This window comes from Phyllobacterium zundukense (genome assembly GCF_002764115.1).
GTDB lineage: Bacteria > Pseudomonadota > Alphaproteobacteria > Rhizobiales > Rhizobiaceae > Phyllobacterium > Phyllobacterium zundukense.
In genome coordinates this window covers 1,499,688-1,520,746 of record NZ_CP017940.1, presented here as the reverse complement: position 1 = coordinate 1,520,746, position 21,059 = coordinate 1,499,688, and the positions used below count along the sequence as shown (strand labels likewise).

The following is a 21,059-nucleotide window of genomic DNA, read 5'->3' as shown; positions in this document are numbered from 1 at the left end:
GCGGGCTGATTTTTCCAAAAACAGGCAGAGGATCGCAAAACGACAAAATTTCGCAGTTTCTCGATCACAATTCGGGGATTTTTGGTACTAAACCGAATTGGTTAGAGGCAAAATCGGTGGTTTTTGCGCCAAAACACCCGTTGTTGCTCAAATGCAACGGCCTTCAAAAATGACAAAATTGGGGCTTTTCATCGACCGAAATGGGGAGCTTCCCCATGCTTTGCAAGGGGAAGTCCTGATTTGGTTGCGCCGGGATTCGCTCAAGCGGAGCGAAGCGGCAGGTATTCAAACTGCTTCGCGCACCCGGCGGATCGCCGTTTCGATTTTTTCGGCCGAGGCCTGAAGCTCGGTAAGCCGCTCGCGCTCGGCTTCGACGATTTCCGGTTTCGCATTGGCGACGAACTTCTCATTGCTGAGCTTCTTGCCGATCTTCTCCGATTCATCGGCGATCTTGCCGGCTTCCTTGGTCAATCGGGCAATTTCGGCATTCACGTCGATCAGGCTGCCGAGCGGCAGGCACGCGGTCGCTTCGCCGATGACGAACTGCGCCGAACCCTTTGGCGCATCGTCGGCGAACGTAATTGTCTCGACACGCGCGCGCCATTTGATCGACGCCTCGTGACGCTGCAGGCGTTCCTTCGTCACCTCGTTGGCACCAATCACCACCAGCGGCGCGACCGCCGATGCCGGCACATTCATTTCGGCGCGCACGGAGCGAATACCGGTGACGAGATCGATCAGCCAATTGATGTCGGCTGCAGCTTCGGCATCGAGGAAATCCGGCTCCGGCCAGCCTGCATGGCACAGCAGCGTCTCGCGCGCCTGTCCCTCGCCTGCCGTAAGCGCCCACAGCTCTTCCGTCATGAATGGCATGAAGGGATGCAGCAGCTTGTAAATTTCGTCGAGAACATAGGCGGCGCAGGCCTGAACTTCCGCCTTTGCCTCCGCATCCTCGCCATTGAACACCGGCTTCAAGAGTTCGATGTACCAGTCGCAGAACTGGTTCCAGACGAAGCGATAGGCAGCGCCGGCAGCCTCATTGAACCGATAACTGGTGATACCGTCGGTGACATCACGCACCGCATTCGTCAGCTCTGTCAGGATCCAGCGATTGACGGTGAGCTTGGCATTCTCCGGGCGGAAAGATGGGTTGCGCGCCACACCGTTCATTCCGGCAAAGCGTGTCGAATTCCACAGCTTGGTGCCGAAATTGCGGTAGCCGGCGATCCGGCTCGGGTCGAGCTTCACATCGCGTCCCTGGGCCGCCATGATCGCCAGGGTGAAGCGCAGCGCGTCCGCGCCATACTCGTCGATCAGTTCGAGCGGATCGATGACGTTGCCTTTCGACTTCGACATCTTGGCGCCGTTCTTGTCGCGAACCAGTGCATGTACGTAAACCGTGTGGAACGGCTCTTCGTTCATGAAGTGCAGGCCCATCATCATCATCCGGGCAACCCAGAAGAAGATGATGTCAAAGCCGGTGACCAGAACGTCGGTCTGGTAATAGGTGGCGAGTTCCGGTGTCTTGTCAGGCCAGCCCAGCGTCGAGAACGGCCACAGCGCCGACGAGAACCACGTATCGAGCACATCTTCATCGCGGGTCAGGATTTCGCCCGGCTTCAGATTCTCAAGCAGGTTCTGAACATGTGCCTTCATCGGGCCCTCATGCGCGAGATAATGCTGGACAGCGGCGCTCAACGCCTCCTCCTCGCTGCGCTCGACGAAAACCTGCCCGTCCGGGCCATACCACGCCGGGATCTGATGACCCCACCAGAGCTGGCGCGAGATCGTCCAGGGCTGGATGTTCTCCATCCATTCGAAATAGGTCTTTTCCCAGTTCTTGGGGACGAAATTGGTCCGGCCTTCGCGCACGCTGGCAATTGCCGGCTTGGCAAGCTCCGCCGCGTTCACATACCACTGGTCAGTAAGGTATGGTTCGACCGGCACACCGCCGCGGTCGCCATGCGGCACCATATGCGTGTGATCCTCGATTTTGTCGAGGTAACGGCCCTCTTCCATCATCTCGACGATCAGCTTGCGGGCAGCAAATCGATCCTTGCCGTCCAGAACATGGATCAGCAGACTGAGATTTCTCGACGGCTCCAGGCCTTCGAGGAAATCGTCATTGTCCTGCAGATGAATCGACGCGTCCGTGTTGAGAATATTGATCTGGCGCAGATCGTTACGCTTGCCGACCTCGAAATCGTTGAAATCATGGGCAGGCGTGATCTTGACCGCACCGGAACCGGCCTCCGGATCGGCATAATCATCCGCGACAATCGGAATGTGGCGCCCGACCAGCGGCAGGACGACATTGTTGTCGATAAGCGCGTGATAGCGAGGATCGTCGGGATTAACCGCAACACCCGTATCGCCCAGCATGGTTTCAGGCCGGGTCGTCGCCACGACGATGTAGGTATGCGGATTTTCCGGATCGAACGCCACGTTTTCCAGCGGATAGCGGAAATGCCACAGATGCCCCTTGATCTCGCGTTGCTCGACCTCGAGGTCGGAAATGGCGGTCAGCAGTTTCGGATCCCAGTTTACGAGACGCTTGTCCTTGTAGATCAGGCCTTCCTTGTAGAGCGTTACGAAGACTTCCAGAACAGCCTTCGACAGCCCCTCATCCATGGTAAAGCGCTCGCGCGACCAGTCGCAGGATGCACCGAGGCGCTTCAACTGGCCGGCGATGATACCGCCCGATTCACTTTTCCATTCCCAGACGCGCTCGACGAATTTCTCGCGGCCCATGGCGCGGCGATCCGGCTGCTGGCGTTCCATTAACTGCCGCTCGACAACCATCTGCGTGGCGATACCCGCATGGTCCATGCCCGGCTGCCACAGCACGTTCTTGCCACGCATGCGCTCGAAGCGGACGAGAATGTCCTGGATCGTGTTGTTGAGCGCATGCCCCATATGCAGAGAACCCGTCACGTTTGGCGGCGGAATGACGATCGCAAACGGATCGGCGCCCGGCTTCGAACCGGCACCCGCCTTGAAGGCTCCGGCTTCGTCCCAGCGCTTTGCGATCTCTGGCTCTACGGCCGCGGCGTCATACGTCTTCTCAAGCATACAAATAGTCCGTCATTTTGCGGAAAGGGGTTGGCTACGGTGTAAACCGAATGGCCGGGAATAAGTCAATGATGACTTGTCAAATGCACTTTGTGCCCGCTTGACGAATCAACGCGAACTCTCGACCAATAAGCCGCGCAACAATGGCGCTTTTGGGGGAATAGAATGAAAGTCTTGCATATCGTTGCATCGTGCCTTGTTGCACTTATGCTTCTGGGCTGCACGGTGTCTGAAAACCGCTACAAGCAAGTACAGGCCAGCGTGCGAAATCCCGCTCAGCAGAAAGCTGAGATCGCAAATTGCTCCACAACAGTGGGTGGCATGTCGCGGGAGCTGCGTCAGACTTTCGCTACCCTGGCGGGAACGTCAGTCGCGAGCGTGCCGACAACCTTCTGCAAGCGCATTGTCCAGGGAGTCGCTAGTGGGAAACTCAGCCGTGATGACATCAATTCTGTCTACAAGGGGTCCCTTACACCCAACGCCCTGAAGGTAATTCAGGGGCGCTAGCGCCGGCAGCCGGCCGGACACACAGGCGGGATCGACTTATCGCCGCCCGCCTCGTGCCACACGTTCGATCTCTTCGCGCACGAGGCGCTCGACCAGCGTCGGCAAGTTGTTGTCCAGCCAATCCTGCAGCAAGGGCCGCATGATCTCCTGGGCGATCTCATCGAATGAGCGGCGCTGCTCATTGCGCACAGCAAACGACAAATCCTCGAAGGCTGAACTCACCTGACGCTCTGTGGCTTCGGAAAGGATCGGCTCAAGCGCACGCTCGAGATCAAGCGACACCTCATCGTCCACGCTCGCGTCCAATTGCTGGGTGTCCGGCGCTGGCGAGACTGTCGCCGGTTCAGCGGCTTCGGCTTCATTTTCCGGCTGCACCGGCTCAGCGACGATCTGTTCCGGCGTTGCTGCGACGGGTTCTGGCTCTGGCGATATTTCCGGCGCCACAAAGGCCTCCAGATCGCTCTCCGCGTAACTGGCGGGCAGAACAGCGGCCGACGTTTCCACGAAAGTCACTGGCTGCGTCAGGTCTTCCGCCTTGGGCGAAGGCACGGCCTGCGCGGCTTCGCGCTCTACCAGCTTCGACTGCAGCGAAGACGCCGGGCGTCCCAGTGCGGTTTCGTAGGATTGTGGAATTGCCTGCGAAACAGCGATACCCTCGCGCGGTTGCAGCTCTTCCTCGCTATGCTGTTCGACAGGCAGGGCCTCGAAAGCGGCGGGGCGCGGAGCAACATCGGAGTTGACGGGCTGGGGCAAGGAGTCTTCGGGCCGGCCCGTGTCGCTCTCTTCAATGATGCGGCGAATCGAGGCGAGAATTTCCTCCATGGAGGGTTCGCGAGCGACGCTGGACGATTGTGCCATGATGGTCTTGCCTACTACATCTTGTTTCGGTGCGGTGCAACGAATCTGTATCGAGTGTAGAGGCTTGTATTGCGTTTGAGAATCCCCGGGGCAGGCGTTTGCGACTAACCCACAGACTTTTCTAAACCGAGTCCTTCTGGCAGACGATCAAGGTCAAAATGAAAATGCCGCCGGGTCGAAAACCTGACGGCAAATCATTCAGTCGCAAAACCCGGCGTCAGCCGTCCTGCGATCAGCGGCCATCCGGCGTGCGCAGGCCAATCCACTTGTCCTTGACGGCTTCGTAATGTTCCTCTGGGTGGTATTCCGCAACCTGGAGACCGATCTGCGATGCAGTCAGACGGCCGACGGCTGACAGGACCGCATAGCTGGTAACGACACTGTCGCGTTCGGCCTGCGCCAAATTGATCTGCCCTGTCAGAACGTCCGCCTGCGCGTTCAACACGTCGAGCGTGGTACGCTGACCAACCTTGCGTTCCTCGATCACACCATTCAGGGCAAGCTGCGCTGCAGCTACCACGGATTTCTGTGCAACGATCGACGCCTTGGCTGATTCCATCTCGGAATAGGCTTGTGCGATCGCCTGACGAACACTGTCGCGTGCCACATCGACTTCGATGCGCCGCTGGCCCAAGGTTTCCTTGGACTGGCGTACAAGCGCCGATGTCCGGCCGCCACTGTAGATCGGAATTGTTACCTGAATACCTGCGGACGCTGTCGTTGCATCAGTGCTCGTGGTTGAAAGCTCCGAGCCTGAAAAAATCTCGTCGCGGGAAATATTGGCAGACAAGTCAATCTGCGGAAGCAGTTCGCCCTCGCGCGCCTTCACCGTATATCCGGCCGAATCGACCGCATATATCGTTGCCAGTATCGCCGGGTGATTACCGGTGGCAATGCTGAATGCCTGATCCATCGACCGCGGCAAGGACTTCGTTGCCATGGAGGCAGGCTTCAGTCGATCCGGTGCGGATCCTGTAATCTGAATGTAAGTTGCCTCGGAGGTCTTCTCGTCGGACTTGGCGACGTTGAGCGTTGCGATCGCCGCAGCTTTTTCAGCCTCGGCCTGTGCAACGTCTGTGCGCGTTCCTTCGCCAACGTCAAATCGCGCCTTGGCTGCGCGCAGCTGCTCGTCGAGGAACTCAAGGTTCTTCTGCCGCAAAATGACGATCTGGCGGTTAAGATAGACATCCATGAATGCCTGCGCTGCACTGAAGAGCAGGTTCTGCTCGTTGTTGCGCAAGTTTTCGCGGGCGGCGAGCACCTGGGTCTTCGCCGCGGCAACATTGTTCTTGGTTGTGAATCCGTCAAACAGCATCTGATTGACGACGATGCCGAACGTGCCTGTTTTGCTCGTCCCATTACGTCCGCCATCCAGCCGTGTGTTCTGCACTGTCAGATCGGCCTGCGCATTGACTGTCGGACGATATCCCGACTTGGCGACAGCAACACCTTCATCGGTGACGCGTACGCCTGCCCGGTCCGCATTTAGCGAGGAATTGTTTTCGTAGGCTTTCGCCATGGCGCCAAAGATCGTTTCAGCCATCGAAGGCGTAGTGGTCAGTACCGTCGCCGACATTAGCGCTGCGGTTAGTACTCGCTTGCCCGCTTTGAACACTATAAACCCCTTCATTCTCTCATAGCCCCGACCGAACCATTCGGTTCGACAGTGTGTTTTTAAATACCCGTCAATTTCCAAGTTGACCACAGACACGTTTCCAATCTGCAAACAAAGTGGCCAACCGTTGCACTTTTGTCTCATATGTGACGGGGTTTAGAACTCAAACTCCGCCACTTTTTCGAAGCCGGGAAGCGGTTTGACTGCTGAATTGAAAGCGCTGCGCCCTGAAACGATTCCATCGTTTTTCAAGTAAATCATTGATTTCCCAGCGTTTCCAGACCCCTCAACCACGACAAGTCGTCCCCCATCCTTCAACTGCTCAAATAATGTACCAGGAACCTGATCAACGCTACCCTCAATTATGATTACATCATACGGAGCCCTGGACGGGCCGCCGTTTTCGAGCGCGCCCTGGATCACCTCGACATTCTCGATCCCGAGTGAAGGCAAAATCGAACGCGCTTGCTCGGCAAGATCCGTCTCGCTTTCGATCCCGACCACCGAACCGGCGATTCGCGAGAGGACCGCTGCGGAATATCCGGTCGCGCATCCAACATCGAGGACGGCATCGCCCGGCTGGATATTGGCTAGCTGCAGGAGCTTGGCAAAAGGCGAAGGCTGCATCAGATAGCGTCCGCCTGTCTGCGTGGTCGAAACCAGGACATCGTCATCGATATAGGCAAGCGGCATACGTGCGCTCGGCACGAATGCCTCACGCGGCACATCAAGAAACGCCTGAAGCAAGGGTTTGTCGGTCACATCAGTCGTACGCAACTGATTGTCGACCATCTTGATCCGCAGGTCTTCGAAATTCAGCGTCATGGTCTACAAGCTTTCCTCAAGGCACTTGCAACGCAAAGCGCTTGCAAGCGCGTGACGTGCTCCTGTCGGGTCGGCATTCAAATCCATCGCCTATATGGCCGCACGTGCGTGACCATCTCCTGAACGAAGCACTAATTTATCAGAGGATGTGGCAAAAAATTCCATCAGCGTCAATGAATGACTAACGTAACCGGGTCATCCGGCTTTTAATAATTTCTGAATGAGGCCTCCCTGCACCACTTCAAGTCATTGGCGCGTCACTGCCCCTCCAAACGACTCGCTCTCGGGCGCCGGCGGGTCGGCGATCCCGGTGTGGTCGCGCTTCGAATTTCCTCGGTGCAGGCAATACCGAGATCGGTGCTGCTTTCAAGGAATCGCGCGATCACCTTGAGTTCATCGATTGTAAAATTCGACCAGAGTTCCGCCATTTGGCTGCCTATGGGCTCATAAACGGCCTTGATCGGCTCGATCGCATCTTCACGGACACTGATGTGGATGCGGCGCCGGTCGGCTGAATCATGGATTCGGTTTATGTAGCCTGCCTTCTCCAGCCGATCGAGCAAAGCCGTCATGGCTCCGGAGGTCAGGCCAGTCGCCTTTGCCAGTTCGCCAGCCGTGGTCTGTTTGCCCATATTGATGAGATCGAGGCATTCGAGATCCGTCGTGTGCAGGCCGAACCGGGCGGCAATCACGTGGCTCATCATCACGCTCTGCGCGCCCATGCGCCTGATCTCCAATCCGACGCGCTCGACCAGATCGTGCAGGGTTTCCCCTTCCGCAACGCTTTTGCGATGTTTCGCCATTCAGTCCTCTTGCCCTAATTCATCCGCGCAGCCGCCACGAATGCGCATAATGTTGCAAGAGCTGTGACAATGTCGAGCGGAAGGCGCAAGCGGCTCCGCAGGATCCAGCTTCGCGCCTCTTTCTCGATGAAGCCAGTATCGATGCGTTCGAAAGCAAGGGCTTTCGGGATGAAGTCGAATGCCGACCAGATACGCATGATTGCATGGCTACCGACCGCGACCAACAGCCACCAGCGCACGTTAGGGATCGACCAGCTCAGAATCAACGCCAGCAGCAATGTCAGCTCGAATAGGACATGTGCCGGTATCCAGAACCGCTTTCGCGAAATACCGCCTTTTGCCGGCTGAATGAGGTCCTGGCGCTTCGGCCAGTACGGGTCGACCACCAGAAACTCATAGAGCCCTCCCCCAATGCCGATCACCGCCAAAGCGTTGGCGGCAGCTGTCAAAATCATGGTTCCTGTCCACATGCGGCAACTCCCTGTTCCATGCCATATTATCTTTACAATCTAATATCTTTATTATCAAGATAATCTGATGCAGGCAATGCCCTTTAACCGTAGGTCCAATCTGGGATTGAACTCGGCGGCTGCACCTGTCATTCTATACTTGACGTAAATGGAGTCGTTCAGGGAACGACAGGAATGCGAAGCAGATGATTGAGATCAAGGGATTCAACGATTTCCCTATAAGCCAGGATGAACTGACCGGACTGGCCGATAGGGCCGCGCTTGAGGAACATCTGGATAGTCTTTGCGGATCCTACGCACAAAGCGACTTTGACGACCGCCTGCAATTTGCAATTCTTTGTATTGATCTCGACGGCTTCAGGAACTTCAATGACCAATACGGTCGCGCTGAAGGCGATACTTTGCTGAAGCTTGTGGCCGATCGCCTGCAATCTTGCTTGCGCAAGAATGATGTTGTCTATCGCATGGGCGGCGATGAGTTTGCGATTGTCCTGCTGCAGGTGACCCCCAACGAAGTCGCGAGCGTCGCCGACCGCATCATCGGGTCGGTTTCGCAGCCCTATGATCTTGGCGGGGCCCAGCCAGTCGCAATCAGTGTCACGATTGGAGCGGCCTTGGCGCCGCGCGACGGCGACACGCCGGAAAGTCTCCTTTGGTGCGGCGACGCCGCGCTCTATATCGCCAAGAAGGCCGGGAAAGGCGTCTATCGCCGCTATTCCGAACGGCGCTCCAGCTAGGCCGAACACCGAAACCCCTGGTTTCAGAGCAAAAGCGTGAGTCCTTCGGGCTTGAACTGCGATATTCCCTATGATTCGTTGATAATTCTCGCGAATGCGGATCTGCGTCCACAGAAAGCACAACAATATCAGATCAATAGGGGGTGGTTTCCGTGAATGGAGGCCTCGCCCGGAATGGACTTTCTGAACAAAATCAATTGTTTGCAAGTCGGTGTGGCAGCGAAGTCGATCACTAGATATCAAGGACTTACAAGAGGCTCTGCCACACCTAGATGGCAAAAGTTCGGTGCGGTCGAGACGCACCATCCTTTTTACCGCACCGTTGATAACATTGAGGGTTTCCTTTTATCGCACCATTCCTTTGGCGTAATATGTGGCCCAAATGCGCACAAAAAAAACCTCGTTCTGAAAACGGCAGCCCTCGCCGGTGCTCAAATGCAGGCCTGTGCCAGGAATGGACGTTCTGAACAAAATCAATCACTTGCAAATCGGTGTGCTGTGAAGTCGATCACTATGGTGACGAGCCGGTGATGAGGATGCAACTGAAACGCCATGTTGGCGTTGAGGAGCCAGTAAAGAAGGCTATGTTCTAACGAGGTAAAATCATGATGGATGACGACGAGGAACTCATGCGCGAAATCAACCGTCAAGCCGACAGGGCTGAGGAGATGAGGCCGGCCCGGATAGACCGTTACGCCTTGGCGGTAACGCTGGCTGGTCGTTTCCAGCAGCACAGCGCGGAGGAAATCGAAGAATTGCTTACCGGTGTGTGGCGGGAGAGACGGCTTGGCTGGCAGTCCACCAAGCCTCGCTAGACGATAAGTGGAGTCTCGATCCGCACTCAAATTGTGTTGCGGATAAATGGAACATCTTCTCACAACTGGTGTTCCTCCCTCAGTATGAACAACTAATGTTGAGCCGAACGTGTCGCAAATTCCCTGTGTGCCCTTAGATGAGCGGACCTGCGCACCCGCTCCACCTTACAGGCCTCATTGGAAAGTCTGCAGGGGCAACCGATGACGAAGAAGAAAAGGACGACACAAAACCCGGACGAGGTGTTCAGGCGCGACAGTCGGCACAAGGACTTTTCAGCTAATATGCAAACCGGGCATAGCCTACCCGAGACCGACGAAAGATTCGAAAAGCTTCTGTACTTTTGGAAGAGGCCGAGAAGAACCAATCTCGCTCTTAGGCTCACATCCCAGTTAAAACGTTTGCTATGATCACTGCTATGACCACGCCGCTAATGAAAATACAGACTTTAATCCACCGTGGCGTTTTATATCTCCGTCGTTCGGGCTTGTCGTTCATCGCAGCAACCTCAGATTGGATCGATAGTATCTCCCTGAAGGCAATCCTTGCACGATCTAGCACTTAGGTGAGGCCCGACGCCGTTGTAACCTTGACGACGTCGGGCCCCGTTTCAGAGAATTCGGTAACCTCCGACTTTCAACAAACCGCGTTTGGTTGAAAATGTTCCTCAGTACGGTGTAGCGCATGGAATCAACCAAACTGCTGCCCACCCCCTGGTCCCGTCAGCCGCTTCCCGTCGATGACGGGTTTAAGTGGAAAATGCGGGCGCAACATATCCTACCTGACGACCACGGAACTACCTCCCGAGATCCATCTGAATATCGAACTGTTAGCGCGATTTCTGAGTTCGATGATACGCTAGCCTGGACCCAGTCACCTGGACCGGAATCTTGCGCACTGTTGGCACCCTGTTTCAATATCTTGACCGAATCACCGCTTTTTAACATTCGACGGGGCTCGGCTATTGATTCCTCAACCATCATCGCCTCCCTTTGAGTACGTTTGATTTCGAATGAATCAACACCATCATGGGCGTTCGGTTCCACCAGGGATGAGAAGGCTAAACTTCCGGCGTGACAGGCCGATAGATTGCCCTTTTAAATCAACAAACGTTTCAAAAGTGAGTATGCATCAACGGGCGGCAATACCGCCAAAAGTTGAAACTACTCTTTAAATGTGCGCCTGCTCGAATGTCGGCAGCTTCACCCGCTCAAATGCATTCTTTCCGTCTCCTCGGTAGACAGGATCAATGCGATATCCTTCGATCCGCATTCGGAGCATTTGAGCTTTGGCACCAGGTCCTTGTGCATGCTGCCGTGATCGCGGCCAAGCTTGACGGCAAGCGCTTCTAGATCAAGCTTCACGCAATGGCGACATGAGATGCAATAAGCAAGAAGGTTGTGCTGGTTATCGATCAGTGCGCCTATGGTATCGAGAGGTCTGGACATGGCTACATCTCCACCGGACGCCAGACGAGCTGCTTCTTGTTGGATCGATCCCGATTGATTTCGAATGCCATGACATCGGTCGCTTTGGCCCCGCATCGGTCACAGCGGAAAGGCAACTCCGACAGGAATCGCTCTGGATTGCATACAGCGAGCAAGTCCGGCGCGTAGAACGTCGTTTCCTTTTGGCATTTCCGGCAACATACCTGCAAAAACATGCGATACTTGGCGGCCTGCCCCAATGTGCGGATTGTGATTGTCATGAGAACAAAATGAGAACATAATCCCAATTCGTCAAGATCATTGATGCCGCAGTGGGCAGCTTGCGAAGAACCCGAGATCAATTATCATCGCGCCATGTGCAACCTGTATCGGGAAAAGATCACAACGATGACTAATGGGAGATGGTCTGGCGCACTTACCACCACATTATTCCACGTTGCCTTTTTCCTGATCGGTCTGGCCGTGGCTTCGATGCTCGCAAGTTTTGTATTAGTCACGGCTGCGGGGGGTCCCGCTATGTTCGCCGATTTTGACGAAGAGCCCGACAGCATGTTGTTCCTGGTGTCTTTCTTGGGATCATTTATCGGACTTTTTTCATTTCTTCCGGCGGCCATCGTTACGGCAATTTGTTCTAAGCGAGAGCGGCACACTCCAATTCCGTTCTTGGCGATAGGAGCGCTTGTTGCCACAATCGGCTGTGCCCTCTTCAGCATCGATTGGATACCAGCGTTGATAGTCATAGTAATGACAGGATGCATTTCAGCTTTGGTTTTTTGGTTTATTTCGGTCCACATCGCCAATAGGGTTTGGGCAAGGTAGAGCGTCATGTGTAATCTTTACAACGCTACCACTACCTTTGAAGCGATGCGGCAGTTGTTCCTGCCCATCAGCGATCTGACCAATCGCCTAACGCCACAGATGGATGTCTTCCCGGACTATCCCGCCCCAATTGGCCGCAAGGACGCCAATGGCGACCGTGAACTGGCGATTGCCCGTTGGGGCATGCCGACACCGCCGCAGTATCTAAAGGGCGAAGTCGACTACGGCGTGACCAATATCCGCAATCCGAAGTCCGCGCATTGGGCGCCTTGGATAGGACCGGCCAATCGCTGCGTTGTTCCTGCGACGAGCTTTGCCGAATACGGCAAGGTTCCGGATCCGTGACCAAGAAAAAGCCGCTCTACTGGTTTGCACTCAACGAGGACAAACCGCTGTTCTGGTTTGCGGGAATTTGGACGAGTTGGTACAGCACACGGAAGAAGAAGGAAGGGCCCGTCCGGGCAGATATCTTTGCGTTTCTGACGACCTGTCCGAATGCCGTCGTCAAGCCAATCCACGAACAGGCCATGCCTGTCATACTGCGCACCGCAGAGGAAATTGACGTTTGGATGAATGCGCCGGCAGAGGAAGCATTGAAGCTGCAGAGGCCGCTGCCAGACGATGGCTTGATCGTTCTGCCACAGCCGAAAGCCGAGGAAGACGAACCGCTGCTACTATAAGCGTGGAGGACCTAGCGATGACATGGTCTATAAGATTTCGCGGCAAGAACTTCAATTTGACCTACTTCGCCCCTGATGACGAGTACAAGGTTGAGCAAGAACTGACCGACAAATCCGGGGAACCAGGATCATTCGCCATCGCATTCCCGCTGGACCCGAATGACGAGTTCAGGTTTACGGACATCACGATCAAGCACTCTGCCTCGTCCGAGGAATACCCCTATAAGGCAATACATGGGCATCACGCCGATTATGGTGAGGTATATTTGATGTCCAGCCTTGAGCATGGAATTATCATTTACAACGGAGACGTAGGCACAGGACCATCCAATGATGATCCCTACACTGGTGATCGATCATGACCATAGCCGAACCCAGTCACGATGACGAAACAAACTGATGAGTGAGACACCGCCCAAACCGGCTTACCCCGAACACATGGAGAAAGCTCCGGCCGGGCTGTTCGAACACTATTGCATGCACCCAGACTGCAAGTGGTGGGGCGCCTTCGGCTTTGAAAAGCGATATGGCCAGGAATGGTATTGTGGCGAGCACAAACGAGACGGTGAAAGCTGAATGGAAAGAACACAGGAACCCAAACATAGCGCTCGCCAGGTGACGATTCTCCTGAAGTCCTACATAACAGGAGTGGTTGCGGCAAACATAGCATTCGTCCCGATATATGGTTGGTATATCGTCTTCACAATTTTAGGGTCATTTTTCTTTTCAGCCCCCGCCTTTGCCGTTCTGTTGATATTATACGTGCTCAACATCGAGCTGGTGAATAGCAGACCCATCGTTTTCTCCATTATTGCCTCGATCATGGCACTCACATTCCATTTTTTCGCATTCATGGGAGTCGAAGGCATGCGAGGCGTCCTCAGGTTGGAAGAACCTCATATCTATCATTTTGGCTTGCCGTTTTTGATCGTCCTGTTTTCATCATGTGCGTTCATTACGCTTATTCGATTGGCACAAATTAAAGGCAACATGGGTGTCCGGCCGTGACCCGAAAAGACTAATGTCGGAACCGACGACCATGGCAGGCGTCAAAAGTTGCGCTGAGCCGCGTACGCAGAACGGGGACCAGCACAAAAAGATGGCAAAGCGCCAAGGGTCATGTGCCCCCTCCCCAGCGCCGCACAACGCGATCAATCAGAAAGTCGCAGCCTCCAAGCGGAACGACATCGATAGCATCACCCGCCTGCAAGCTCGTTTCCCAAGACAAGCCGATACGCGTTACAACCTCGCAGTTCACCTGCTTACCGTTTTCCGTCACTTCGAACGCCACGCGACCTTCTCGCCATGAACCGTATCTTCCACTCGGCGTGGTCCACGCCTCAAGAATTTTGCCAACCACATGTGGCTTGGATTGCAACTTCTCAAGCTCAATTGAGTGCCAGTACTCGGCGATAACAGCGCCAACTGTTAATACGACAAGGAAGTAAAGGACGTCTTTCCATTTCTTGCGCAACAAATGTTGGACCAATTCCATATGCTGTTTTCTCTGGTTGCGGGTCGGAACGCCTCAATTAGCCCGATGTTTCGGCTTGTAGCCGCCATGTTGGAGATTACAAGTCATTTCAGATTGTCTCAGTGCTGCAGGGTGGCACCAGCATCGGCATCACCTCCGCCTACGATGCTGCGAAGTTCATACTGGAGCAATGGCCGGAGGATGCAGACGGGCCAAAGCTTGCGTTGTGCAAGGCGATCCTGCTGAAATGCCTAGCAGGGGCACGCGCCGGGCGTTGAATTGATGAAATCGACGCTCGCTTCGGCCTTTGCTTGCAGGCGCTGCTGCATCTCCGTGCCGAAGTAACCCGCCATTGGAAGTCCCCCGTTTGGATGAAGCATAGTGAGTTGGGACGTCCGCGGTCAGACAATCCTCCACTTTGTCGAACGGGGACGTCGGCTCCCCCTGATCTGCTCGATCAAGGCTACGGCACGATTTCAAATCTGGTGGTTTTTGCTACCTAACCATTCGCGGGCCTGTGTCCCGCCTGCGGGGATAGAAACGGTGTGCTAGTGTGGGCGCTGGAGAGGAGAGGCCGTCGGCATTTTGGTGGTGTCTAACCCCGTTACCTAACGTGGTCCATGGGCTGCTGCGCGCTTGAGAGTGGTGACGCCGTTCGCGGCGATCCCGGTTAGGAATTTGATCTTTTGGCACAGCCCAGCCCCTCCATTCGACAATCGGATAGGAGAGCTTGCGATGTCTGGAACAAAGAAGTCTCGCAGCAAGCGAGATATTTCCCCTACACACCAAAATGCAGCTGCAATCGACATCGGTGCCACGATGCACGTAGCCGCAGTCGGGCCCGACCACGTTTCCGAGCCGGTACACAGTTTTGGAACCTTCACCGGCGATCTGCATCGGTTGGCGGACTGGTTCACGCAGTGCGGCGTACGCACGGTCGCGATGGAGTCCACGGGGGTCTACTGGATCCCGGTCTTCGAGATACTCGACCAGCGTGGCTTCGAGGTCATACTGGTCAATGCACGCGATGCCAAGCATGTGCCGGGCCGCAAGACCGATATCAGCGATGCCCAATGGCTGCAGCGTTTGCATGAATATGGATTGCTCAGGGCCAGTTTCCGGCTGAAGGGCGAAGTTGCAGTCATGCGCGCCTATTTGCGCCAGCGCGAACGCTTGCTGGATTATGCCGCTTCGCACATCCAGCACATGCAAAAGGCGCTGACGCAAATGAATCTGCAACTCCACCACGTGGTGACAGACATCACCGGCGCGACCGGCATGGCCATCATCCGGGCGCTTGTGGCCGGGGAGCGCGACCCGATGGTGCTGGCGGCCCATCGCGACCCACGCTGCCATGCGTCTGCGGAGACGATCCGTCAGGCGCTCGTCGGCAATGATCGCGAAGAGCACATCTTTGCCCTGACCCAGGCGCTGGAGTTGTACGACGTCTACCAAGCCAAAGTGGCGCTCTGTGACGTGCGCATCGAGGCTGTCTTGAAACGGCTGCGGAAGGCCTCGTGCGCCTCTGTAGGCAAACCGCCTTGCGTGCGGACAATGAAGAAGCAATCCAACGGCCCGGCCTTCGATGTTCGCGCCGCCCTGCACGGATTGCTCGGCTGCGACGTCACCCAGATTCACGGACTCGGGCCTTATCTGGCGCTGAAATTGGTTGCAGAGTGCGGGACCAATCTCTCGGCCTGGCCAAACGCCAAGCACTTCACCTCCTGGCTGTGCCTCTCACCAAGCAACAAGATCTCCGGCGGCAAGGTGTTGTCCTCACGAACCCGACGATCTGGCAGCCGGGCCGCGGCACTACTGCGGCTTGCCGCGGTTGCGGTCGGGCGCACCGAGACCGCATTGGGGGCATTCTTTCGGCGTCTGTCCGCACGTGTCGGCAAGGCCAAGGCGGTCACTGCCACGGCCCGCAAAATCGCCGTCTTGTTCTACAATACGCTGCGTCACGGTATGAAATACAGCGATCCGGGAGCCTCCCATTACGAAGAGAGTTACCGCCGACGCGTCCTCACCAATCTCGAACGAAGGGCAAAGTCGCTCGGGTATACCCTACAGCCCGCGCCAGCGCCCGGCTGAGCGTTTCTTAGGAATTCCCTTTCTGTGCCGATCGGAATTGGCGACCTCACAGCGTGCTCCCCAAGCAGCACCCTGACTGAGTGCAGATCATTTGTGGTATGATCTGCGTGACCTAAATGACGTTCAGTCAAGACCGGTGTTTTGAAACCGCAATGTCCGAAAAACGAATGACGGCCACGGCATGCGCTTCGTCGGATTGATTGAAGATTTTGATCGCCCAGTCGAAGCGATCGAAATCATCCACGACGCCATCCAGAAGCATTTCCTCAGCAGTCTGCACAGCTTCGGCAGTCGCGGTTTCGTCGTCGTCCAGCTTGATGCCCCGCACGGCACATGTCCTGAGGGCTTCATGAAATTCAAAGCGATATGTTGGCATGACACAGCTCCACATCTGCAAACGCGTTTATTGCGTTTTCCGGTTCAGCCAAAAGCTGCCCCCTAAACGTACCATGCGGCGTAACAATTGAGCGTCGTTTCTTTGGGACTGTTCAAGGCGCTTTATCAGCACCTCCAGTTTGTGGATTTCCCATATTTCATCTTCAATGAGTGATTTATTGAACGCGATATCATCCCCGGCGCTCGCGCCTAAGGAGGTTCGCAATTCAAAAAGTCTTCTTTGTGATTTCTCGATATTTCGAAAGTGCAAATCAATCAGCGTCTTGCAAGACGTGATAGTCTCCTCACGACTGGGCACGTTCTGTCCCTCCGTTCCTCCGCCGTGGATTATAGCAGAAAACGGCATACAGAGGCAGTTAGAAGTCGACCCAGACGCGGAGAAATAAGCCGGGCTTTTTAGTCCGGCTCTTTTTTGCCTGTCGTTACTGACAAGAGATATGAAAAGTTTCTGTTGTATCGGCGTCGGCGAGGGGTGCCCGTGGCAGAAGCTTGCTCATTGTGCAGTCCTGTCGTGAATGCGCTTCCCAGGGCTATTTCCTCATCCGTCCACAACAGATCCCCCGCCAACGTGCACCCATCCCGAGCGTATTTTCGGCGAAGGTCTCGGCCATTATTGCTTTCTTGCCATGGTGGCGGAGTGACATCCCAAAACTTGACCCATGATTTCTAAGAGCGCGAGTCCAAGTTTGTGACAATCCCTGCTTTCCACAGGCTGGCCCGGCCTGTCATTAAGTTGGCTCCAGGTGAGTTCGGGGGCCAATCATATGAGATATGTGTAGACAGGTCTAACCCGACTGGGTGAAAGGTTTGCGCACCTGACGTGATATCTTCCTTGCAGGTCATCGTAAACGACCTCGGGGGGCTGGATGCGCAAGACGTTGCTTTGCATGGCTTCGGCATCGTTTTTGATCGCGGCCACGTCGTATCAATCGAGCGCTTGCGTTGACATCGCGCTCGTCCTCGCTGTGGACGGATCTGGCAGCATCAGTGACGAAGAATACGCATTTCAAAAATATGCGATTGCAGGTGCTTTCCGGGATAGAGATGTTCTCTCCGCACTCAAGAGCGCCAATACGGTCGCTGTTTCGGCCGTCTTTTGGGGCGATGGTGAGTTCGCCGCGCAGAGGCTCGACTGGTTCATCATTAGCGGCGGAAAAGGAGCCGAACCCTTCGCGCGCGCCACCGAAAACAATCAGCGCATTGTTTTTGGCAATACGGACATTGGCAGCGGTATCTGGTCCGCGCTGGACCTGCTTTCTGACCCCAGATTATGCGCGACCAGATCTGTCGTGAACGTCTCAGGCGATGGCAAGGAAACAACGGCACCAAAACGGCGACAAGTGGCTTCCTTGGCCCAGGCACGCTTGCGTGCCGAACATATGGGGGCGACCGTCAATGCGCTGGTTATAGCCGATGATATGGGCGACCTCGCCAGCTATTACACGAAAAGGGTAATCGTCGGAGCGAATGCATTCGTGATGGATGTACGAACGTATGCCGACTATTCGACTGCGATCAAAAAGAAGCTGATCAGGGAACTCTCATCGCAGACCGTGGCCACTCTGCTTTCCGGCAAGAACCGCCCACCAGACTGACATTCTACGCTCTGGTGGTAGTATGTGCCCATGACTCCCGCCCGCCTCATAGTCGTTGTTGCATTCAGCCGCGCTGACGACGGACAGCTTGTACCAGCATATGATGCGCTGCATCAATAGGGCGTCGAAGTGATGCCCACGTCCTTTGACCCACAGGCCGAGCATCGGAACTTTGGTACCAGGTCTTCGCGCATAGCCGCGTGGTCGCGGCCGAGCCGTCTGGCCAATTCTGTCAGGTCAATTTGACTGGAATGGTGGCAATCGCGCGAATAGCAATGCGCCCAGAGAGAATGGCCTCGGTCGATCATGTCACCAATAGTGGCGCCATCCGCTGCCATGGCCTTACATCTGCACCGGACGCCAGATAACGCGTTTGGTATGGACCCGATCCCGGTCATCCTCGAAAGGCATGACCTCGCAGTCCACCACATTGCATTCCTTGCAGCGGAATTTCAGGCTTTTGAACGTCCGGTCGTGGCCGTTAACAGTCGCCAGATCGCTGGCAACGAAGAAGCCAACCTTCTTACACCTGCGGCACGCTACACGTACCAGCATCCCATGCCGTGTTGCTTCACCGAGAGTTCTGAGTGTTCGAGTCATGCAGAACAAAATGAGAACATATTCCCATTTCGTCAAGGGCGAAGATGGTGGCTGGGGAAACCTTCGCGAGCAGAAGATGTGAACCAGATGCTGGCGGAAACGGCGTTGACGTAACTTTGACGCAGCTCGAATTAGCTCAGCTTTGGAGATCCATTCCATGGCCCGAAGAAGCCTTGAAATCTCGCGACGAGTTGAAGAAACAGCCTGCCAACTATCTGGCGGCATAACGGAGAAGAGAATGAACATTGACGACAAGATCGCCATGTTGAAACAGGTCCGATGGCGCGAAGCTCAGTTAGCCACAGGTGGCGAACGAGATGCATCGACTACCAGACTGATACGCACGCAACAAGCCATCGACGCATTGGTGGCCGCAAAGGCTTCCGGGATTCCCGAGCAGCAATGGAATGTCGATGTGGATGGTATTTTACTTGATCCGAACCATGACTGGTACGAACAAAAAGGTTAGCCAGCGCCGAACCGCGAGCGGGCGGGCATGATGGGTCGCTGGCTACCCATGAGTTTGGGTAGGGGATGGGTTGAGCGCGAAGTTGCCGCAGCTGGCTTCTTGCGAAGCCGGGAAGATGAATTATCATCGATATCCATGTGCAATCTTTACAACGCCACCACGACCTTTGAAGCGATGCGGCAACTATTTTTGCCGATCAACGATTTAACCAATCGTTTGACGCCGCAGATGGATGTCTTCCCGGACTATCCCGCCCCAATTGGCCGCAAGGACGCGAATGGAGACCGGGAGATGGCAATAGCCCGTTGGGGCATGCCGACACCGCCACAGTATCTAAAGGGCGAAGTCGACTACGGCGTCACCAATATCCGCAATCCGAAGTCCGCGCATTGGGCGCCTTGGATAGCACCGGCCAATCGCTGCGTTGTTCCTGTGACGAGCTTTGCCGAATACGGCAAGGTTCCGGATCCGGTGACCAAGAAAAAGCCGCTCTACTGGTTTGCGCTCAACGAGGAGAAACCGCTGTTCTGGTTCGCGGGAATTTGGACGAGTTGGTACAGTGTGCGGAAGAAAAAGGAGGGCCCGATACAGGCCGATATCTTTGCGTTTCTGACGACATTCCCGAATGCCGTCGTCAAGCCAATCCACGAACAGGCCATGCCTGTCATACTGCGCACCGCGGAGGAGATTGACGTTTGGATGAATGCGCCGGCAGAGGAAGCATTGAAGCTGCAAAGACCCCTGCCCGATGAAGCGTTGGTTGTGCTTGACAGCGACAACGCAGAAGAACAACCGTTGCTGCTCTGAACAGCAAGGCAATCTTTACAAGATGGCCAATCCCGCTCGCCTCATCGTCGTAGTTGCATTCACTCGTACTGACGGTGGTCGACTTCTGCCGGCATATGATCCGATGCAGTTCAACACCGAGGAAGAAGCCACTCATATGGCTCGGTACTTGGCCGCAACCTGCGCTGGCGTCTTGGCATGGAGTCGTGATGCTGATCCTGCCACTAGCACCTATGGGCCGCCGACAATCTTGTTTCAATCGGGCGACGTCCCGGAGTTAGAATGACAATGGAATTGTTCGAGGAAATGCAGATCGAACTCAGAGCCACGCAATATTGGATGAAGTATTTATTTCTGGCGATGGCCACTGGCGAGAAAATAACGTCCAATGACATTGATGAGTTGCTGCTTGACCTGAAGAACCGTTCGACTTTTGACGGCGACACCGACCTATCACCGGCCGAATGGGATGAGCGCCATCTGGAGTATTTTCCCATTTATGAGCGTATTGGCTTGGCCATTGCTCGATCACTGAAGGAGGTTGGGAAATGAGTAAACGGCAGATACTCCCCCCAATACGGAACAACCGCGATCTGAGACGGCGTGGCGACTGCCGGTTGGCAATCGAAGATCGAATGCTTGAACTGTTGGGAGATGCCATTGAGGCGGGATGGACGAAGGAAGAGGTTCTGGCAGCAATGATCGAGGTTGCGGATGAAACCGCCTTGGCGATGTATCCAAATGTGCTGCTATCCGTGGAAACGGTGTTGAGAAAATTGAAGAAAAAAGATGTCTGAAACACCTAAGCCTGCCTACCCCGAGCACATGGAGAAGGCGCCGGCTGGTCTGTTCGAGCATTACTGCATGCATGAAGGTTGCAAGTCGTGGGGAGCATTCGGCTTCGAAAAGCGCTATGGACAGGAATGGTACTGCAGCGAGCACAAGGGAGAGGAGACGGTGAGAGCTAGAAAGCTAACTTATCAGAGCCTTCTGTCCTGAGC

The 21,059-nt window shown here is 55.2% G+C and carries 26 protein-coding genes and 1 pseudogene; 16 read left to right on the top strand and 11 right to left on the bottom strand.

Going from position 1 to position 21,059, the window contains the following annotated elements; translation table 11 throughout:
• Positions 1-285: 285 nt before the first annotated feature.
• Positions 286-3,072: a valine--tRNA ligase gene (locus tag BLM14_RS07575; RefSeq protein WP_099998816.1), complete on the bottom strand. Its 2,787-nt coding sequence runs from the start codon at positions 3,070-3,072 to the stop codon at positions 286-288.
• Between the two features lie 165 nt (positions 3,073-3,237).
• Between BLM14_RS07575 and BLM14_RS07570 the strand changes: the two genes are divergently transcribed.
• Entirely contained in the window at positions 3,238-3,579 is a 342-nt protein-coding gene (locus BLM14_RS07570) for a hypothetical protein (protein ID WP_099998815.1), read from the top strand.
• Positions 3,580-3,615: 36 nt separating this feature from the next.
• Here BLM14_RS07570 and BLM14_RS07565 read toward each other — a convergent pair whose 3' ends face one another.
• The 5 genes from BLM14_RS07565 to BLM14_RS07545 all read right to left on the bottom strand — a co-directional run bounded on the left by BLM14_RS07565 (position 3,616) and on the right by BLM14_RS07545 (position 8,135).
• Positions 3,616-4,437: a PopZ family protein gene (locus BLM14_RS07565; RefSeq protein ID WP_099998814.1), complete on the bottom strand. Its 822-nt coding sequence runs from the start codon at positions 4,435-4,437 to the stop codon at positions 3,616-3,618.
• A gap of 232 nt (positions 4,438-4,669) precedes the next feature.
• Positions 4,670-6,067, bottom strand: a complete 1,398-nt coding sequence (locus BLM14_RS07560) for a TolC family outer membrane protein (protein WP_099998813.1) — start codon at positions 6,065-6,067, stop codon at positions 4,670-4,672.
• Positions 6,068-6,208: 141 nt separating this feature from the next.
• Positions 6,209-6,877, bottom strand: a complete 669-nt coding sequence (locus BLM14_RS07555; protein ID WP_099998812.1) for a protein-L-isoaspartate O-methyltransferase family protein — start codon at positions 6,875-6,877, stop codon at positions 6,209-6,211.
• Positions 6,878-7,134: 257 nt separating this feature from the next.
• Entirely contained in the window at positions 7,135-7,680 is a 546-nt protein-coding gene (locus BLM14_RS07550) for a MarR family winged helix-turn-helix transcriptional regulator (protein ID WP_099998811.1), read from the bottom strand.
• 14 nt (positions 7,681-7,694) lie between these two features.
• Positions 7,695-8,135: a hypothetical protein gene (locus BLM14_RS07545; protein WP_237143491.1), complete on the bottom strand. Its 441-nt coding sequence runs from the start codon at positions 8,133-8,135 to the stop codon at positions 7,695-7,697.
• A 200-nt stretch (positions 8,136-8,335) separates the two neighbouring features.
• Between BLM14_RS07545 and BLM14_RS07540 the strand changes: the two genes are divergently transcribed.
• Both BLM14_RS07540 and BLM14_RS07535 read left to right on the top strand, forming a co-directional pair.
• Positions 8,336-8,887 carry a GGDEF domain-containing protein gene (locus tag BLM14_RS07540; RefSeq protein ID WP_099998809.1) on the top strand — a complete coding sequence of 184 codons (552 nt, stop codon included), beginning with the start codon at positions 8,336-8,338 and terminating at the stop codon, positions 8,885-8,887.
• 605 nt (positions 8,888-9,492) lie between these two features.
• Positions 9,493-9,702 carry a hypothetical protein gene (locus BLM14_RS07535; RefSeq protein ID WP_099998808.1) on the top strand — a complete coding sequence of 70 codons (210 nt, stop codon included), beginning with the start codon at positions 9,493-9,495 and terminating at the stop codon, positions 9,700-9,702.
• 1,200 nt (positions 9,703-10,902) lie between these two features.
• Here BLM14_RS07535 and BLM14_RS07525 read toward each other — a convergent pair.
• Together BLM14_RS07525 and BLM14_RS30950 are read right to left on the bottom strand one after the other, a co-directional pair.
• The gene (locus BLM14_RS07525; protein WP_099998806.1) at positions 10,903-11,148 is read right to left on the bottom strand and encodes a hypothetical protein; all 246 of its coding nucleotides are present in this window, start codon (positions 11,146-11,148) and stop codon (positions 10,903-10,905) included.
• A 344-nt stretch (positions 11,149-11,492) separates the two neighbouring features.
• Complete coding sequence (locus tag BLM14_RS30950; RefSeq protein WP_133123882.1) at positions 11,493-11,975, bottom strand: hypothetical protein; 483 nt, start codon at positions 11,973-11,975, stop codon at positions 11,493-11,495.
• Between BLM14_RS30950 and BLM14_RS07510 the strand changes: the two are divergent.
• The 4 genes and pseudogenes from BLM14_RS07510 (at position 11,974) to BLM14_RS07500 (ending at position 13,655) form a co-directional block, all read left to right on the top strand.
• Positions 11,974-12,647 (top strand): annotated as a pseudogene (locus BLM14_RS07510) (SOS response-associated peptidase). The gene BLM14_RS30950 and the pseudogene BLM14_RS07510 sit on opposite strands and share 2 nt — an antisense overlap.
• Positions 12,648-12,664: 17 nt before the next feature.
• Complete coding sequence (locus BLM14_RS07505; protein WP_100022267.1) at positions 12,665-13,009, top strand: hypothetical protein; 345 nt, start codon at positions 12,665-12,667, stop codon at positions 13,007-13,009.
• A gap of 37 nt (positions 13,010-13,046) precedes the next feature.
• Positions 13,047-13,223, top strand: coding sequence for a hypothetical protein (locus tag BLM14_RS30945; RefSeq protein ID WP_157929497.1), 177 nt, complete (start codon positions 13,047-13,049; stop codon positions 13,221-13,223).
• Positions 13,224-13,655, top strand: a complete 432-nt coding sequence (locus tag BLM14_RS07500; protein WP_099998802.1) for a hypothetical protein — start codon at positions 13,224-13,226, stop codon at positions 13,653-13,655.
• Between the two features lie 109 nt (positions 13,656-13,764).
• Here the strand turns inward: BLM14_RS07500 and BLM14_RS07495 are convergent, their stop codons facing one another.
• Positions 13,765-14,124 (bottom strand): hypothetical protein, encoded by a 360-nt coding sequence (locus BLM14_RS07495; RefSeq protein WP_133123883.1) that lies wholly within the window; start codon positions 14,122-14,124, stop codon positions 13,765-13,767.
• A gap of 119 nt (positions 14,125-14,243) precedes the next feature.
• Here BLM14_RS07495 and BLM14_RS30940 point away from each other — a divergent pair, with 119 nt between their 5' ends.
• Positions 14,244-14,399: a hypothetical protein gene (locus tag BLM14_RS30940; protein WP_157929496.1), complete on the top strand. Its 156-nt coding sequence runs from the start codon at positions 14,244-14,246 to the stop codon at positions 14,397-14,399.
• 457 nt (positions 14,400-14,856) lie between these two features.
• Positions 14,857-16,212 carry an IS110 family RNA-guided transposase gene (locus tag BLM14_RS07490; protein WP_099998800.1) on the top strand — a complete coding sequence of 452 codons (1,356 nt, stop codon included), beginning with the start codon at positions 14,857-14,859 and terminating at the stop codon, positions 16,210-16,212.
• Between the two features lie 127 nt (positions 16,213-16,339).
• Here BLM14_RS07490 and BLM14_RS07485 read toward each other — a convergent pair whose 3' ends face one another.
• Together BLM14_RS07485 and BLM14_RS07480 are read right to left on the bottom strand one after the other, a co-directional pair.
• Positions 16,340-16,588 carry a DUF6894 family protein gene (locus BLM14_RS07485; protein WP_099998799.1) on the bottom strand — a complete coding sequence of 83 codons (249 nt, stop codon included), beginning with the start codon at positions 16,586-16,588 and terminating at the stop codon, positions 16,340-16,342.
• Between the two features lie 27 nt (positions 16,589-16,615).
• Complete coding sequence (locus tag BLM14_RS07480) at positions 16,616-16,906, bottom strand: hypothetical protein (protein WP_099998798.1); 291 nt, start codon at positions 16,904-16,906, stop codon at positions 16,616-16,618.
• Between the two features lie 568 nt (positions 16,907-17,474).
• Here BLM14_RS07480 and BLM14_RS07475 point away from each other — a divergent pair.
• From BLM14_RS07475 to BLM14_RS31405, 7 genes are all read left to right on the top strand, one after another.
• The gene (locus BLM14_RS07475; RefSeq protein ID WP_099998797.1) at positions 17,475-18,203 is read left to right on the top strand and encodes a DUF1194 domain-containing protein; all 729 of its coding nucleotides are present in this window, start codon (positions 17,475-17,477) and stop codon (positions 18,201-18,203) included.
• Positions 18,204-18,539: 336 nt separating this feature from the next.
• Positions 18,540-18,917 (top strand): hypothetical protein, encoded by a 378-nt coding sequence (locus BLM14_RS30935; RefSeq protein WP_133123977.1) that lies wholly within the window; start codon positions 18,540-18,542, stop codon positions 18,915-18,917.
• A gap of 124 nt (positions 18,918-19,041) precedes the next feature.
• Positions 19,042-19,272, top strand: a complete 231-nt coding sequence (locus BLM14_RS07460; protein ID WP_099998794.1) for a hypothetical protein — start codon at positions 19,042-19,044, stop codon at positions 19,270-19,272.
• Between the two features lie 135 nt (positions 19,273-19,407).
• On the top strand, positions 19,408-20,079 hold the full coding sequence (locus BLM14_RS07455) for an SOS response-associated peptidase (RefSeq protein ID WP_099998793.1): 672 nt from the start codon (positions 19,408-19,410) through the stop codon (positions 20,077-20,079).
• Positions 20,080-20,346: 267 nt separating this feature from the next.
• Complete coding sequence (locus BLM14_RS07445) at positions 20,347-20,610, top strand: hypothetical protein (protein ID WP_099998791.1); 264 nt, start codon at positions 20,347-20,349, stop codon at positions 20,608-20,610.
• Entirely contained in the window at positions 20,607-20,855 is a 249-nt protein-coding gene (locus BLM14_RS30930; RefSeq protein ID WP_157929494.1) for a hypothetical protein, read from the top strand. The genes BLM14_RS07445 and BLM14_RS30930 overlap by 4 nt, the downstream gene beginning before the upstream one ends.
• On the top strand, positions 20,848-21,057 hold the full coding sequence (locus tag BLM14_RS31405) for a hypothetical protein (protein ID WP_099998790.1): 210 nt from the start codon (positions 20,848-20,850) through the stop codon (positions 21,055-21,057). Before BLM14_RS30930 ends, BLM14_RS31405 begins: the two co-directional genes overlap by 8 nt.
• Positions 21,058-21,059 lie beyond the last annotated feature (2 nt).